14 protein-coding genes are annotated in these 14,474 nt (G+C 61.8%); 11 read left to right on the top strand and 3 right to left on the bottom strand.

Annotated elements, in window-relative coordinates; all coding sequences use genetic code 11:
* The first annotated feature begins 17 nt into the window (after positions 1-17).
* From BLT75_RS14975 to BLT75_RS14950, 6 genes are all read left to right on the top strand, one after another.
* Entirely contained in the window at positions 18-3,473 is a 3,456-nt protein-coding gene (locus BLT75_RS14975) for an indolepyruvate ferredoxin oxidoreductase family protein (RefSeq protein WP_218128930.1), read from the top strand.
* A complete protein-coding gene (locus tag BLT75_RS14970) occupies positions 3,470-4,501 on the top strand; it encodes a Glu/Leu/Phe/Val dehydrogenase dimerization domain-containing protein (protein WP_093033354.1) in 1,032 nt (343 codons plus the stop codon). The genes BLT75_RS14975 and BLT75_RS14970 overlap by 4 nt, the downstream gene beginning before the upstream one ends.
* 12 nt (positions 4,502-4,513) lie before the next feature.
* Complete coding sequence (gene ilvD, locus BLT75_RS14965) at positions 4,514-6,385, top strand: dihydroxy-acid dehydratase (RefSeq protein ID WP_093033351.1); 1,872 nt, start codon at positions 4,514-4,516, stop codon at positions 6,383-6,385.
* 6 nt (positions 6,386-6,391) lie between these two features.
* Positions 6,392-7,333, top strand: a complete 942-nt coding sequence (locus BLT75_RS14960) for a 2-hydroxyacid dehydrogenase (protein WP_093033349.1) — start codon at positions 6,392-6,394, stop codon at positions 7,331-7,333.
* Positions 7,334-7,363: 30 nt separating this feature from the next.
* Positions 7,364-8,542, top strand: coding sequence for an L-lactate dehydrogenase (locus BLT75_RS14955; RefSeq protein WP_218128928.1), 1,179 nt, complete (start codon positions 7,364-7,366; stop codon positions 8,540-8,542).
* Between the two features lie 297 nt (positions 8,543-8,839).
* Complete coding sequence (locus BLT75_RS14950) at positions 8,840-9,472, top strand: tyrosine-type recombinase/integrase (RefSeq protein WP_093033343.1); 633 nt, start codon at positions 8,840-8,842, stop codon at positions 9,470-9,472.
* Positions 9,473-9,724: 252 nt separating this feature from the next.
* On the opposite strand, the gene BLT75_RS14945 is transcribed toward BLT75_RS14950, so the two are convergent.
* Positions 9,725-10,531 (bottom strand): alpha/beta fold hydrolase, encoded by an 807-nt coding sequence (locus BLT75_RS14945; RefSeq protein WP_176828041.1) that lies wholly within the window; start codon positions 10,529-10,531, stop codon positions 9,725-9,727.
* A 113-nt stretch (positions 10,532-10,644) separates the two neighbouring features.
* Between BLT75_RS14945 and BLT75_RS14940 the strand changes: the two genes are divergently transcribed.
* Positions 10,645-11,538 carry a LysR substrate-binding domain-containing protein gene (locus BLT75_RS14940; RefSeq protein ID WP_093033340.1) on the top strand — a complete coding sequence of 298 codons (894 nt, stop codon included), beginning with the start codon at positions 10,645-10,647 and terminating at the stop codon, positions 11,536-11,538.
* On the opposite strand, the gene BLT75_RS14935 is transcribed toward BLT75_RS14940, so the two are convergent.
* Positions 11,524-12,384, bottom strand: coding sequence for a LysR family transcriptional regulator (locus tag BLT75_RS14935; protein ID WP_245706558.1), 861 nt, complete (start codon positions 12,382-12,384; stop codon positions 11,524-11,526). The two genes, BLT75_RS14940 and BLT75_RS14935, sit on opposite strands and share 15 nt — an antisense overlap.
* A gap of 144 nt (positions 12,385-12,528) precedes the next feature.
* On the opposite strand from BLT75_RS14935, the gene BLT75_RS14930 reads away from it, so the two are divergent.
* From BLT75_RS14930 to BLT75_RS14915, 4 genes are read left to right on the top strand one after another with little or no spacing between them, the layout of a single operon-like run.
* Positions 12,529-12,936, top strand: a complete 408-nt coding sequence (locus BLT75_RS14930) for a GFA family protein (RefSeq protein WP_093033334.1) — start codon at positions 12,529-12,531, stop codon at positions 12,934-12,936.
* Positions 12,937-12,954: 18 nt separating this feature from the next.
* Positions 12,955-13,155, top strand: coding sequence for a DUF1059 domain-containing protein (locus tag BLT75_RS14925; RefSeq protein ID WP_093033331.1), 201 nt, complete (start codon positions 12,955-12,957; stop codon positions 13,153-13,155).
* 9 nt (positions 13,156-13,164) lie between these two features.
* Positions 13,165-13,536, top strand: coding sequence for an ectoine synthase (locus BLT75_RS14920; protein ID WP_093033328.1), 372 nt, complete (start codon positions 13,165-13,167; stop codon positions 13,534-13,536).
* Positions 13,537-13,594: 58 nt separating this feature from the next.
* Positions 13,595-14,047 (top strand): rhodanese-like domain-containing protein, encoded by a 453-nt coding sequence (locus BLT75_RS14915; RefSeq protein WP_143028569.1) that lies wholly within the window; start codon positions 13,595-13,597, stop codon positions 14,045-14,047.
* A gap of 131 nt (positions 14,048-14,178) precedes the next feature.
* On the opposite strand, the gene BLT75_RS14910 is transcribed toward BLT75_RS14915, so the two are convergent.
* Positions 14,179-14,474 (bottom strand): transposase (locus BLT75_RS14910; RefSeq protein ID WP_143028568.1); only part of this gene is annotated, 296 nt, incomplete at its 5' end.

Below are 14,474 nucleotides of genomic sequence, written 5' to 3'. Positions count from 1 at the left end.
TGAGACGGAGTTTTCCAATGACCCAGCACATGCCAACGAAACGCCTTGAAATGACGCTCGAAGACCGCCTGAACCAGGAGGAAGGCTGGGTCTACATGACGGGGATGCAAGCACTGGTGCGGCTGCCGCTGCAACAGCGCCAGCGCGATGCGGCGGCGGGGATGAACACCGGCGGCTATATCTCGGGCTATCGCGGCTCGCCGCTCGGCACGTATGACATGAACCTCTGGCAGGCGGAAAAGCAGCTCAAGGCGAACAACATCGTGTTCCAGCCGGGGATCAACGAGGACATGGCGGCCACCGCCGTCTGGGGCTCGCAGCAGGTGGGCCTTTTCCCCGGCGCGAAGGTCGATGGGGTGTTCTCGATCTGGTACGGCAAGGCGCCGGGGATGGACCGCTCGATGGACCCGCTTCGCCACGCCAACCTTGCCGGCACCAATGAAAAGGGCGGCTCGCTCTTGCTGGTGGGCGACGATCATGGCGCCAAATCCTCGACGCTGGCGTGCTATTCGGACGGCAATTTCGTCTCGGCCGGGATGCCGCTGCTGGCGCCGGCCAACGCGCAGGAGGTGCTGGACCTTGGCCTGCACGGCATCGCGCTCAGCCGCTATTCCAGCACACTTGTCGGGCTGAAACTGGTGACCGATGTGGTGGAAGGCGGCGGCTCTGTCTATGTCTCGCCCGACAGCCCGAAGATCACCCTGCCGGAGAAGAAGGTGCCGCATCCTGGCATCACGCATTTCCGGCCAATGATGGAGCAGGAGCGCCTGCTGTGGGACGTGAAGCTGGGCCTCGCGCTCGACTACGCCCGCGCCAACGGGCTGAACAGCATTTCGGGGAGCAAGAAGGCCCGCATCGGCATCGTGTCCTCGGGCAAGGCCTGGCAGGATCTGCAACAGTCGCTGGCCGGCATGGGCTATCGCGACGGCAAGATCGGCAACATGGACGTGCGCTTCCTCAAGGTGGGCATGGTCTGGCCGCTCGACGCCGACATCGTGCGCGAGTTTGCCGGAGGGCTCGACGTCGTTCTGGTGATCGAGGAGAAGCGCGCGCTGCTGGAAGACCAGATCCGCAGCGTGCTTTACGGCACCGATCATGCGCCGCGCATCGTCGGCAAAAGCTTTCAGGGCCACGGCTATGGCAGTGAGGCGGCGGAATGCGCCATTCCGGCGGTGGGCGAGATTGACCCGGGGCTGATCACCAAGGTGATCGCGCGGGTGGTCAACGAGACTGACCCGAATTGCGGCATCGCGCTGCCCAACGAGGGCGGGTTGCCGCCGGCGCTGGGCGGGGGCGCGATCCGGCCGCCTTCGTTCTGTGCCGGGTGTCCGCATGGCCGCTCGACCAAGGTGATTTCGGGGAGCCGCGCGCTGGCCGGGATCGGGTGTCATGCCATGGCGATGCTGAACGATCCGATGAAAACCAACTCGATGAGCCATATGGGCGGCGAGGGTGTGGGCTGGCTGGGCCAGTTCCCCTTCACCGACGAGGCACATGTTTTCGCCAACATGGGCGACGGCACCTATTTCCATTCCGGGCTGTTGGCCATTCGGGCCGCTATCGCCGCGAAGGCGACGATCACCTACAAGCTTCTCCACAATGGCTTCGTCTCGATGACGGGGGGGCAGCCGCATGACGGCGAAATCTCCCCTCCGATGATGGTCGAACAGTTGAAGGCCGAGGGCGTGGAGCGCATCGCACTGGTGACGGACGAGCCGGAGAAATACGATGGCCGCGATTTCGGCACGGGCGTTACCGTGCATCCGCGCACCGAGATGGAACTGGCGCAGCAGGAGATGCGGGGGCGCAAGGGCGTTACCGTCATCATCTACGACCAGCCCTGCGCCACCGAGCGGCGCCGCCTGCGCAAGCGCGGCAAATGGGTGGACCCGGACAAGCGCGTCTTCATCAACCCGGAGGTCTGCGAGGGCTGCGGCGATTGCTCGACCGTTTCCGGCTGCATGGCGATCGAGCCGCTGGAAACCGATCTGGGCCGCAAGCGGGTGATCAACCAGAGCGCCTGCAACAAGGATTTCTCCTGCGTCGAAGGTTTCTGCCCCTCGTTCGTGACTGTGAGCGGCGCGACACCGCGCAAGGCGCGCGTGGCGGATGCGACGATCGACGTGAGCCACCTGCCGCTGCCACCCAAGCGCGAGATCGACGGCTCGTGGTCGATCCTCGTGTCGGGGATCGGCGGCGCGGGCGTGGTGACCGTGGGCCAGACGCTGGCCGTGGCCGCCCATGCCGACGGCTATTTCAGTTCCAACCTCGATATCACCGGGCTGGCGCAGAAATACGGCGCGGTGCAATCGCATATCAAGCTGGCGATGAGCCCCGAGCAGATGCGCGCCACGCGGATCGCGAAGGGCGAGGCCGACGCGCTGATCGGCTGCGACCTGGTGGTCGCGGCGGGCGACGAGACACTTTCCAAGCTGACCGCAGGCTATACAGTTGGTGTGACCGACATGACCGTGGTGCCGACCGCCGAGTTCTCGAAGAACCCGGAGTGGCAACTGAACGGCGACGAGCAGTTTGAGCGGATCAAGCGCGTACTGGGCGAAGAGGCCCGCGGCATCGAAGCGCAGAAGCTGGCCGAGCGGGTGATGGGCGACCGTCTGTTCGCCAACATGCTGCTGACCGGCGCGGCCTGGCAGCAGGGCGGCATTCCGCTTTCGCTGGAAGCCATCCATCGCGCGATCGAACTCAATGGCGTGGCCGTGGAGCAAAACAAGCGCGCCTTCGATCTGGGTCGGCTCGCCATTGCCGATCCGGATGCCACCCGCAAGCTGAGCGGCGAAACCGAGCCGGTTTCGCTCGACCATCATCGCGAGCCGACACTCAAGGAAATCGTCGACCGGCGCGCGGGTGAACTGACCGCTTACCGCGATGCCGGCTTTGCCAAGCGTTACACCGACATGATCGACAAACTCGGCAAGGCCGGGCTGGACGATGCGGCGCTGAAGGCAGCGGCGCGCGGCTATTACAAGCTGATGGCAGTGAAGGACGAGTGGGAGGTGGCGCGACTCTATGCCAAACCCGGCTTCATGAAGGAGCTGTACGAGGCCTTCGAGGGGGACATGGAGCTGACCTTCTATTTCGGCGCATGGCCCTATGGCGGCAAGGATCCGAAAACCGGCAAGCCGGTGAAGGGCGCGGTAAAGGGGAAGACCGCGATGCGCTTCTTCGGCCTGATGAACCGGATGCGCTTCCTGCGCGGCAGCCTGCTCGACCCGTTCCGCAACAATGACGAGGCCAGGCTGGCGCGGAAACTGCTGGCGGACTACGAGGCCGATCTCGATTTCGCGATGGCCAATGCATCCTCGGGCCGGGCGGCGGAGATTGCCGAACTGCTCGACCTGCCCGAGCATATCCGCGGCTATGGCCATGTGCGGGTGCGCCATGCCGAGGCCGCCGGGAAACGCCGTGCGGAACTGCGCAACGCGATCCAGAACCCACAGGAGAAGGCCGCATGAGCCCGTTTTCCCATAGCGAATACGACAACCACCTGCGCGTCAGTTTCGTGGCGGACCCGGACAGCGGCCTGCGGGCGATCCACGCCATTCATCGCCCGGTTGACGGGCGCACCGGCGGCGGGATCCGGTTTCGCCCCTATGCCAGCGACGACGAGGCGCTCACTGATGTACTGCGCCTGTCCAAGGCGATGAGTTACAAGTTCGCGCTGGCGGGCCTGCCCGCCGGGGGCGCCAAAACGGTGATCATCGGCGATCCGGCCAAGTTGAAGACGCCCGAGCTTCTGACGGCCTATGCCCGTTATGTCGAAAGCCTTGGCGGCCTTTATATCGCCGGGCCGGACATCGGCACCAACGCTGATGACATGACCGAGTTGGCCAGGACCACCCGCTTTGTCGCGGGCCGGTCCGATTTGTCGGGCACCACCGCGATCCCCACGGCACAGGGCTGCTTTTCGGCGCTGAAGGCCACGATCAGGGCCGCGTTTGGCCGGGACGATTTCACGGGCCTGCGCATCGCCATTCAGGGCGTCGGCGGCGTCGGCGGCGTTCTCGTGCAGATGCTCGCCGATGCAGGGGCCGATCTGGTGGTGGCCGATATTGATCAAGCGGCGCTTGATGCGGCTGCTGCTCTGGGGGCCAAGGTTGTTTCGCCCGACAAAATCCTTGCCGCGGATGTCGATCTGTTATCGCCAAACGCGATGGGCGCGGTGCTGTCCAAGACCAGCATTTCCACGATCAAGGCCAGGGCGATTTGCGGCTGCGCCAACAATCAATTGGCGACGCCGGACTGTGCGCAAGCCCTGGTGGATCAGGGCATCCTTTGGGCGCCCGATTACGTGGTCAGCGCGGGTGGCGCCATCGACGGCAGCAAGGATGCCGGCCTGATCACCGCCCAGGAAAGCGCCGCAAAGATCGACGGCATCGGCGCAACGCTGGCCACGATCTTTGACAGCGCCAAACGCCAAAACATCACAACCGAGGCCGCAGCGCATGCGCTCGCGCAAGACCTCATCGGCCAATTCGAATAAGGAGTTACGACCATGAAACTCAGATCTGACCGTGTCACCAAGGGTGCGTTGAACACGGGTGTTCGTGCTCTGTGGCGGGCCACGGGCACGCAACCTGAAGAGTTTGGCCGCCCGATCATCGGCATTGCCAATTCGTTCACCGAAATGGTGCCGGGCCACGTTCACCTGCAAGCGCTCGGGCGCTTGGTGGCCAAGGAAATCCGCGCTGCCGGGGGCGTCCCGAAAGAGTTCAACACCATCGCGGTGGATGATGGTATCGCGATGAGCCACGAAGGCATGATGTATTCGCTGCCCTCGCGCGATCTGATCGCGGATGCCTGCGAATACATGGCCAACGCCCATGCCATCGACGCGATGATCTGCCTTTCGAATTGTGACAAGATCACCCCGGCCATGCTGATGGCCGCGAACCGGCTGAACATCCCGACGATCTTTGTCTCGGGCGGGCCGATGGAATCGGGCAAGTTCGACTATCGCGGCCAGACCCGACGGATCGACGCCATCGACACGATCTATGTCTCCAGCGCGCCGGATGCGACCCAGGCCGAGATGGACGCCGTGGAAGAGGCCGCCTGCCCGACCTGCGGGTCCTGCGCCCTGATGGGAACGGCCAACTCGATGAACTGCCTGACCGAGGCACTGGGAATGGCCTTGCCGGGCAACGGCACCATCGTCGCCACTCATACCGACCGCGAGGACCTGTTCAAGAAGGCGGCGCACCGGATCGTCGAGATGGCCAGGGCCTATTACCGCGACGGCGACGAAAGCCTGCTGCCGCGCTCGATCTGTTCGCGCGAGGGGCTGGAGAACGCCGTCCGCATGACCATGGCAATCGGTGGCTCGACCAACACGATCCTGCACCTGCTCGCCGTCGCCCGCGAGGCCGGGGCGGATTTCAGCATCGACGATTTCGACCGGATCAGCCGTGACACCCCCTGCCTGTGCAAGGTCTCGCCCTCGGCGCACGAGGTTTTCATCGAAGACATGCACCGCGCGGGCGGCGTGATGTCGGTGGCGCACGAATTGCTGAAGGCGGGCAAATATAACGGCAATGTGCCGACCGTTCTGGGCCAACCCGTGACCGAGTATTGCGCCGATTGGGATATCACCAATCCGGACAACGAAGACGCGCGCAAACTGTTCTCTGCCGGTCCGGGCGGCATCCGGTCGATCCGTGCGTTTTCGCAATCGAGCCGGTTCAAGGAGCTGGATACCGACCGCGAAAACGGCGTGATCCGCAGCGCCAAGCACGCCTTTACCGCCGATGGCGGCCTCGCCGTTCTGCGCGGCAATCTTGCACCTGACAGCTGCGTGGTGAAATCGGCCGGGGTGCCCGACAACCTCTGGCAATTCCGCGGCACGGCCATCGTTTCCGAAAGCATGGAAGAGGCGCTGGAGAAAATCCAGAATGGCACCGTGCAGGCCGGGAATGTCGTGGTGATCCGCTATGAAGGCCCGCGCGGCGGACCGGGCATGCGCGAGATGCTCACGCCCACCGGCGTGATGAAGGCGATGGGTCTGGGCGACAAGGCCGGTCTGATCACCGATGGGCGGTTTTCCGGTGCCACGTCGGGCCTGTCGGTCGGGCACGTCTCGCCCGAGGCGGCCTCGGGCGGCGTGATCGCACTGGTTCAGGATGGCGATGTGATCGAGTTTGACATCCCCAACCGCCGCGTGCATCTCGACGTGCCCGATGACGAGCTTGCCCGCCGCCGCGACGAGATGAACGCGCGCGGTGACAAGGCCTGGAAACCGACCACCCGTCAACGGCAGGTCTCGACCGCGCTGCGGGTCTTCGGGCTGATGGCCGGATCGGCCGACAAGGGCGGTGCGCGCGATACCGAGCGCCTGGCGCGGCTCGAACGGCTCTCGGCTGAAGGGTAAAACACCATGACCAAGATTGTCACCCTGTCCCGCCCCTTGCCCCTGCCTCAAATAGAGGCGGGCGGCGAGGCTGTGGAATTTGTTCCTGTGTCCTCCGCCGCCGACATCCCGGCCGAGGCGCTCGCGCATATCTCGACCGCGATTGATCCAGTCGATGGCGCGTTCATCGCCGGAATGCCGGAAGGCCAGCGCCTGATCGCGAATTTCGGCGTGGGTGTCGACAATATCGACCTGGCCGCAGCGGCGGCCCGCGGGATTGTGGTTTCGAATACCCCGGTAGTGGCCGAAGATACCGCCGATCTTGCCTTTGCGCTGATCCTTGGCGCGGCGCGGCGCGTGGGGGAGAATGAACGCTATCTGCGGGCTGGGAAATGGTCAGCCGGAGAGGCCCCGCCCGCGCTTGGCATCCGCGTGCATGGCCAGGCCCTCGGGCTGGTGGGCTTCGGCCCCATCGCGCAGGCCGTCGGGCGGAGGGCCAAGGGCTTCGGGATGGAGGTGCTCTACTGGAACCGCACCCGCCGCGAGGACGCGGAAACAGCTCTTGGTGCAACTTTCGTGCCCGACCTCGCGGCGCTGCTGGGCCAAAGCGATTTTGTCTCGGTGCATACCGCGCTCGTCCCGGCTACGCGCAATCTGATCAATGCCGAGCGGATCCGGCAGATGCGCAAGGGCGCCGTACTGGTCAACACCGCGCGCGGTGGCATCGTGGATGAAGAGGCCCTCTGCGACGCGCTGGAGGCCGGCCATCTCGGGGCTGCGGGGCTCGATGTTTTTGCCGGCGAGCCACAGGTGCTTCCCGCCCTCATGGAGCGGCAAGACGTGCTGTTGACGCCCCATATCGGCAGCGCAACGGCAGCCTGTCGGATGGATATGGCGCAATGTGTGCTCGGGAATGTCGTTTCGTTTCTGGAAAGTGGTAGCGTCCTCACACCGGTAAAAACCGGCTGACCCGTCGGCAAGAATTCTGAAGGAGCCCCCATGCCCACAATGAACCTTGTTCCCGTCTCGACCGACGACTATCGGCGCATCGCCGAGCGCAAGCTGCCGCGCTTCCTGTTCGACTATGTTGATGGCGGCGCTTTTGGTGAAACCACGCTGGCGAAAAACACCGCTGACTTCTCGAAAATCGTGCCCAAGCAACGCGTGATGCGGGATGTCTCGGAGGTTGAGACCGCCACCACGCTGGCAGGCCAGCAGAGCGCGATGCCTGTCGCCCTGGCCCCTGTCGGGATGGGGGGCATGCTGGCCCGCCGGGCCGAGGTGCAGGCCAAGCGCGCGGCGGATGCAGCCGGGGTGCCCTTTACGCTCTCGACGGTGTCGATCTGCTCGCTCGAGGAGATCGCCGCGGTTTCGGACAAACCGTTCTGGTTCCAGCTGTACATGCTGCGCGACCGCGGCATCGTGACGGAAATCCTCGACCGCGCCTGGGGCGTCGGTGTGCGTACGCTTGTCTTTACCGTCGATCTGGCCGTGGTTGGCGAACGCTACCGCGACGTGCGCAACGGGATCGCGGGCGGTGCAAGCGCCTGGGGAAAATTTCGCGCCGGACCGCTTTCCTATCTGTCGCATCCGGGCTGGGTTGTGGATGTCGGACTGAAGGGCAAGCCGCACACCTTCGGCAATCTCGCCTCTTATGTTCCCGCCGCCACGGACCCAACCCAGTATCGCGAATGGGTCGGCAGCCAGTTTGACGCCTCGGTGACGTGGAAGGACATCGAATGGCTACGCGGTGTCTGGAAGGGCAAACTGATCATCAAGGGCGTCCTCTCGGTCGAGGATGCCACCGCGGCCGTGACTGCCGGAGCGGATGCGGTGATCGTGTCGAACCATGGCGGACGGCAGCTCGACGGGGTGGCCTCCAGCATTTCGGTGCTTCCACAGGTCGTCGAGAGCGTCGGCGACAAGACCGAGGTTCTGATGGATAGCGGCGTGCGCAGCGGGCTGGATGTTTTCCGCGCCCGGGCGCTTGGAGCGAATGGTGTTCTGATCGGCAGGTCATGGGCCTTCGCGATGGCCGCACGGGGCGAGGCCGGCGTGGCCGGCCTGCTCAATGCCTATCGCAATGAATTCAAGAGTGCGATGGCCCTGTGTGGCGTGACCAAGGTGTCGGATATAGCAGGCGACTGCGTGACAACCTCCGATGCTGCGCAGTGCTGAATTGCGAGGCGGGAACCTTCTCGGGTGAGACGAATGCGACGTGGCATTAGGGCCAGAGGTCGCGCGCGCCGTGCAAACCGGCCGGATACACGCCCGCATCTGGCAGTTGTTCTACTCAACTCAGAAGAGCCTTGCGATTCACGAACCACCCACACAAGACAGCCGCTATCCCGAGACATTTTGGTCGGTTTGGGCTCGTTCCTGACTTTCTCCGCACACGCATATGAGCATGATATCCTACCTCCGCCGATGTCTGGTTGGCGCTGCGATGGATCGTGGCGGACAGGAGGAACCACCATGACCATTACAAACTTTCCGGCCATTCGCGCTTGTCGACCTGCCTGGAACAAAGGGCGCGTCGTCGGACAGAAACGTCCTTTGATGCCAAAGCATGTTCGGGCCATCCGCGTGCGTCTGGAAATCGCAGAGAACCATCGCGATTTGGCTTTGTTCAATCTTGCCATCGACAGCAAGCTTCGCGGTTGCGTTCTGGTGAAACTGAACGTCGCGGACCTCTACGCCTCGGGTCAGGTCAAGGAACGGGCTTCGATCATCCAAAACAAGACCCAGCGACCCGTGCGGTTTGAGATTACCGAGGGCACGCACAAATCAATTCTGCGATGGATGGAGGAACCGCTGATGATTGGTTCGGAGCACCTTTGGCCCGGTCGGTTTCACGAGCGACTGCATATTTCGACCCGGCAATATGCACGGCTTGTCCGTGAACGGGTTAAATCTATTGGGCTCGATCCCACATCGTTCGGAACCCATTCTATAAGACGAACCAAGGTTGCACACATTTATCGCAAGACGGGCAACCTGCGTGCGGTGCAACTTTTACTTGGCCATACGAAGAAGGATAGCACCGTTCGATACCTTGGCGTCGAACTCGAAGATGCGTTGGCGATCTCAGAGGCCGTTGAAATCTAAAGACATGGGCCGTCTTCGAGGACAGCCCACAGACGACCTCCGCTATGTTGTCTCGATGTTGCGGCGCGGCCCGTTGAACCTGTCGTTCGCTGCAAGCGCGAAATCGGGCACTTTGCGAACCGGAGGTCTGCGGACGGAACAGTAAATCGTGGAAAACGGGCGAAGGGTTGCTGTCCGCAAATTGGGTTAACAAAAACCGTCTCGGGTGTACCTTTTGCAGTCCCGTGGCTCCAGGTCAAACTGCCAATGAGCTCAGAAAGCGACTTTGGCCAACATGTCGACGAAGCCGTCAAGGTTGTCGAACATCTGGCCGTGCCCGGCACCGGGAACGACTTCAACATTGACGCCGTTCGCACGCAAAAGCTCCGGTAATGGCGTGTCCGGGCCGACGGCATCTGATGCGGCAGGCAGGGTCTTTTCACCGTAGACAAAGGTTCGTTTCATGGGCAGGGCCATGAGATGATCCAGCATGCTGTCGGGAACATTGTTCAAGGCCTGGGCATTGCGATAGAGCCCCATTGCGCTGATATGCTTCCAGACATTGTTGCGGCGGATGCCGATGACATCTCCGTCGCGGGCTCTGGCGAAAATCTCGGCCTGCATCTTCGGGAAAGCCTTCTCGACGAACGCCGCCTCGTCATGCGCGACGATCTGGCGGACCAGTCCTCCACCACCTGCGGTCACGTTGCCTTCGCCGACGATCAGGTTGCCAACCAGATCCGGACGGGTGGTGGCAAGGTGAATGGCAACCGATCCGCCCATGGAATGGCCCATAACGGTGGCCCCTCGGCACGCGGCGCCATCCAGCAGCGCGGCGATGCAAGCCGCGTGACCTTCAAGCGAATAGTCGAACCCGTTGGGGTGATCGCTAGCGCCCGAGCCGAGGTAGTCGACAAGCAGCGCCCGGTGCCGGGGCATGTCTGGATGTGTCACCACCTCGAAAAACGAGGCCACCGCCGAAAAGCTGATCGCCGGCAGGTAGACGATCACCGGCCCTTCCTGGGGTGTTTCCAGATAGCGCATGAAGGCATTGTGGTTTTCAAGGTAGAAGCTTTTCATGTTCGGTCCTCGCATCCAGATCACATGTTTTCTGACCGACGTTGGCATGCGGCTTGGATTGACGACAAACGACAAGAATTCATAGTATCGATAAGTTTTTCTAAAGCGATGCCATGACCAGACGCTTGCCAAATCTAAAACATCTGCGCGCCTTTGAGGCAGCATCGCGTCATCTGAGCTTCAAACGGGCTGCTGATGAATTGTCGGTCACGCAAGCCGCGATTAGCCATCAGATCAAAGCTCTGGAAGAGCATTTTGGTGCCCGTTTGTTTCACCGGATGAATCGGCAAGTCGCGCTGACCGACGAGGCAGCTGTTTTGGCGGCATCGCTGGGACAAGCGCTTGATCAGGTGGCGGCGGCCTCAGCGCGTTTCAGGGCGCAGGTGATGACCGGAACCATTCGGATATCGGTAACGCCATTCTATGCGAACCGGATGATACTGCCCTATGTGGACGAGTTTTATGCTGCTTGTCCCGGCCTAAACGTGGAACTGGACCTGAGCTATGACATCGCGGATTTCGCCGCGCGCGATCTGGATGGTGCGCTGCGCTATGGGCTGGGCGACCGCCCCGGCGCGCATATGCAACTGCTGCACCTGGACCGGGTAGCGCCGGTGGCTTCACCGGCAATGGTGCGCGATCTTGATTTGCCGATGACGCCGGCGCAGATCGCCCGCCTGCCGCTGGCCGCGGTGGCCGGGCAGGAACGTTATTGGAGCCAGTGGTTCAAGGCCGCGGGACAGGCCCTGCCCGACGATTGCAGCATGTCCCGGCACGACCAGCGCGCCCTGGCGCTGGATTTCGCCCTTGCCGGAAACGCGGTTGCGCTTGCCGATTTGCCGCTAATCCGCAACGAGCTTGCCAATGGCTCGCTCGTTTGCCTGTCCGAGACACAGATCACCCTGGATCGCGGCATTCATCTGGCCGTGCCCGAAGGCCCGTTTCGCGACCCGCGTCTGACCGCGTTCGGGGATTGGCTGAGGGGCCGCGTATCAGGATTGATTTGATTGGCTTCGCAGCCAGTTTACAAACTTCCGAACCGGGGGCCGCTTGTCGCCGGGTCGCGTATGGATAAAGAAAACCCCGGCCTTTTCTTCGGGAAACAACTCCACAAGTTCGCCTGACCGGATTTCCTCATGAACCCACTGCCGGGCCGTATAGGTGATGCCGTCACTTCTCTTGACTGCATCCATAATCAGATTGCCCGGCATCTGTGAAATCATCAGGGGACGGTCCAGTTTGACACCGTACCGGTCGAACCAGTCTGGAACCTCGCGCGTGCCAAGTTCCATAAGCCAGGGCTGATGCACAAGGTCGGCGGGGCTGGTTGCATTCACGCCGCTGACCAGCTCGGGTGTCCCGACGACCACCAGGTCGAGAACCAAAAGAATGTTGGCGTCCTTCGGCAGTGTCTCAAGCCGGCTATAGCGGATAGCCACATCCATTCCGTCCTTGTCCAGATCAACAATCTTTCCATTGGGATTGAGCAGCAATGTCACCTCGGGGTGATGGGCTTGGAAATCGTTCAGCCGAGGCATCAGCCACTTGACCGCAAAGACCGGGGACATCGTGACGTGCAAGGGGCGTGCATCTTGAAGATTGGTCAGCGCCTCCACCCCGTGGCCAATCTGGCGAAAGCCGGCCTCCAGATCACGCGCCAGCATCCGGCCTTCGTCCGTAAGCGCGATACCGCGCCCCGATCGTGCGGCCAGTTGCACATCAAAGAAGGCTTCGAGCGCCTTGATCTGCTGCATGACGGCGGCATGGGTGACATTCAGCATCTCGCCGGCCTTGGTGTAAGAGCCGGTTTCGGACAACGCCGAAAACGCCCTGAGTGCGTTGAGAGAGGGCATTGATCGCCAATCCACTGTTGACCCACCTAACGTTTTGGATGAATTTCTAAGTCGCATTTCTGGTTATTTGCGTCAATATCACAAGGGTAAACTTGATTGCAGCCGCGGTCGGTATGCAAGAAAAACTCAGAGGAGTGATACGGAATGGCTGTAACTGCACCAGTTCACGAAGGCGGATGCCGATGCGGTTCGGTCCGCTACAGGATGGTAGGGCACCACACATATTCCGGGATATGTCACTGCGACGACTGTCGCCGCGCGACCGGCGGCGCCTATGTTCCCTGGTTCGGTTCCGATCCGAAAAACTTCTCGGTAACCGAGGGAACGATCAGCGAGTATGAATCTTCCCCCGGCATCTGGCGGGGGTTCTGCGGGACCTGCGGTTCTCCCCTCACATTCCGCGGCGAAGGCTGGAACGATGTGGCGATAACCATCGCATCGCTGGATGACCCAAACTCGATCACGCCCGAGTCGAACGTATACCTGAAAGAGCGGCTTCACTGGGTGAGATTCAACGAGGACATGCGCAACTACGACGGTTTTCCCGACTAACTCCAAGGAAGACAGACAATGACAAAAGCCTATTCATACGCGTGCGGGGACTGCGAAGGCATGGAAGCCTGCCCCGCCAGTGTCACCGCCGAGACCAAAGATGAAGTCTGGCAATTGATGGGACACCACGCCCGGATCGCCCATGGCGAAAACCCTGTCGACTGGGATCAGGAGACCCGCGACTACCTCGATACGCTAATCCGCGAAGTCGACGTGTGAGCCGGGGCGATGATCGTCAAGACTCTTGAGGATGTGCTTGGCACCAAGGGAGAGACACACGGCGCCAAAAGGCATTCCATGCGCCTTTTGCATGCGGAAGATGGCATGGGCGTCACCGTGACCGACAGCATCTTGGAAGCCGGGTTCGAAATGATCCTTTGGCAAAAGAACCATCTTGAGGCCTGCTATTGCCTCGAAGGCAGCGGCACGGTGGAGGAACTGAACAGCGGCAAAGTGCACCAAATCCGGCCTGGAACGCTTTACGCCATGAACAACCACGACCGCCATCGCATCCGGATCACAGAACGCACGCGCGTCGTCTGCACCTTTTTCCCGGCCCTGACCGGCACTGAGGTGCATGACGAAGACGGCTCGTTGTGATCCGGTCCATAATTCACGCCGCCGACATATGGACGACTATCAAACGAAAGGAAGACCCATGGCTCAGACCTTTTTACAAATGGCCAAGGAGGCAATGGCGCAGGCACAATCCATCAGCGCCGAAAAAGCAATTGCTGAACTGGAGGCCAACCCCAACGCGTTGTTAGTGGATGTGCGTGACGAGTCCGAGGTCGCAGTCACCGGCCTTGGAACAAAGGCGTTCAACGCACCGGGCAGGTCGATTGCCTGGCTGGCTGACACCGACACCGACAACGATTATCGGACGCCCGAGCTACAGGATCGCGGCCGCCGCATCCTGACGACATGCGGAATGTCGCCCTGCTATCGCGGCGCCAAGGCCGCAAATCTGCTGATGAAGATGGGCTTCACCGACGTTGCTTATGTTGAAGGCGGCATGGCCGCCCTTCTGGCCGCAGGTTTAAAAACAGAAAGCCCAACCAGGCCAAGTCAAGCCATCGAGATCGGCGAGGCCCAATTGCCAGGTAGCTAAATCTCGATCTGTTTGCTTGCAGGCCATCCGGCCGAAGGATTGTGTCCGCTATGCCCGTTTTCCACCAGTTGGTGGTTACCCTGCATATTCTACTAAGTGAGAATGGTATGATCATCTGCTAGGGTCAGGATTCATAACCAATAGATGACGGTCGCGGCGAGGGCGATGGCCGATAGGAACACCTCGGGGCATCGGTCATAGCGGGTCGCCACACGCCGCCAATCCTTGAGCCTGCCGAACATGATCTCGATACGATTTCTCCGCTTGTAGCGGCGCTTGTCGTACTTGATCGGCGTCTTGCGTTGCTTCCGGCCGGGAATGCAGGCGCGTATGCCTTTGTCTTTCAACGCTTCCCTGAACCAGTCGGCGTCATAGCCGCGATCTCCGAGCAGCCATTTGACGTTTGGCAGGCTACCGAGAAGCGCCC

The organism is Ruegeria marina (assembly GCF_900101475.1).
GTDB lineage: Bacteria > Pseudomonadota > Alphaproteobacteria > Rhodobacterales > Rhodobacteraceae > Ruegeria_B > Ruegeria_B marina.
Note: the sequence above shows the minus strand (reverse complement) of the source record. Positions and strands in the feature narration are given on the sequence as shown.

What these genes read in the sequence shown, in the direction of transcription:
- BLT75_RS14930 (WP_093033334.1), top strand. Translation starts at nt 12,529, where the DNA reads ATGGCTGTAACTGCACCAGTTCACGAAGGCGGATGCCGATGCGGTTCG.
- BLT75_RS14920 (WP_093033328.1), top strand. Translation starts at nt 13,165, where the DNA reads ATGATCGTCAAGACTCTTGAGGATGTGCTTGGCACCAAGGGAGAGACA.
- BLT75_RS14940 (WP_093033340.1), top strand. Translation starts at nt 10,645, where the DNA reads ATGACCAGACGCTTGCCAAATCTAAAACATCTGCGCGCCTTTGAGGCA.
- BLT75_RS14960 (WP_093033349.1), top strand. Translation starts at nt 6,392, where the DNA reads ATGACCAAGATTGTCACCCTGTCCCGCCCCTTGCCCCTGCCTCAAATA.
- BLT75_RS14945 (WP_176828041.1), bottom strand. Translation starts at nt 10,531, where the DNA reads ATGAAAAGCTTCTACCTTGAAAACCACAATGCCTTCATGCGCTATCTG.
- BLT75_RS14935 (WP_245706558.1), bottom strand. Translation starts at nt 12,384, where the DNA reads ATGCCCTCTCTCAACGCACTCAGGGCGTTTTCGGCGTTGTCCGAAACC.
- BLT75_RS14955 (WP_218128928.1), top strand. Translation starts at nt 7,364, where the DNA reads ATGCCCACAATGAACCTTGTTCCCGTCTCGACCGACGACTATCGGCGC.
- BLT75_RS14925 (WP_093033331.1), top strand. Translation starts at nt 12,955, where the DNA reads ATGACAAAAGCCTATTCATACGCGTGCGGGGACTGCGAAGGCATGGAA.
- BLT75_RS14975 (WP_218128930.1), top strand. Translation starts at nt 18, where the DNA reads ATGACCCAGCACATGCCAACGAAACGCCTTGAAATGACGCTCGAAGAC.
- BLT75_RS14915 (WP_143028569.1), top strand. Translation starts at nt 13,595, where the DNA reads ATGGCTCAGACCTTTTTACAAATGGCCAAGGAGGCAATGGCGCAGGCA.
- BLT75_RS14950 (WP_093033343.1), top strand. Translation starts at nt 8,840, where the DNA reads ATGACCATTACAAACTTTCCGGCCATTCGCGCTTGTCGACCTGCCTGG.
- ilvD (WP_093033351.1), top strand. Translation starts at nt 4,514, where the DNA reads ATGAAACTCAGATCTGACCGTGTCACCAAGGGTGCGTTGAACACGGGT.
- BLT75_RS14970 (WP_093033354.1), top strand. Translation starts at nt 3,470, where the DNA reads ATGAGCCCGTTTTCCCATAGCGAATACGACAACCACCTGCGCGTCAGT.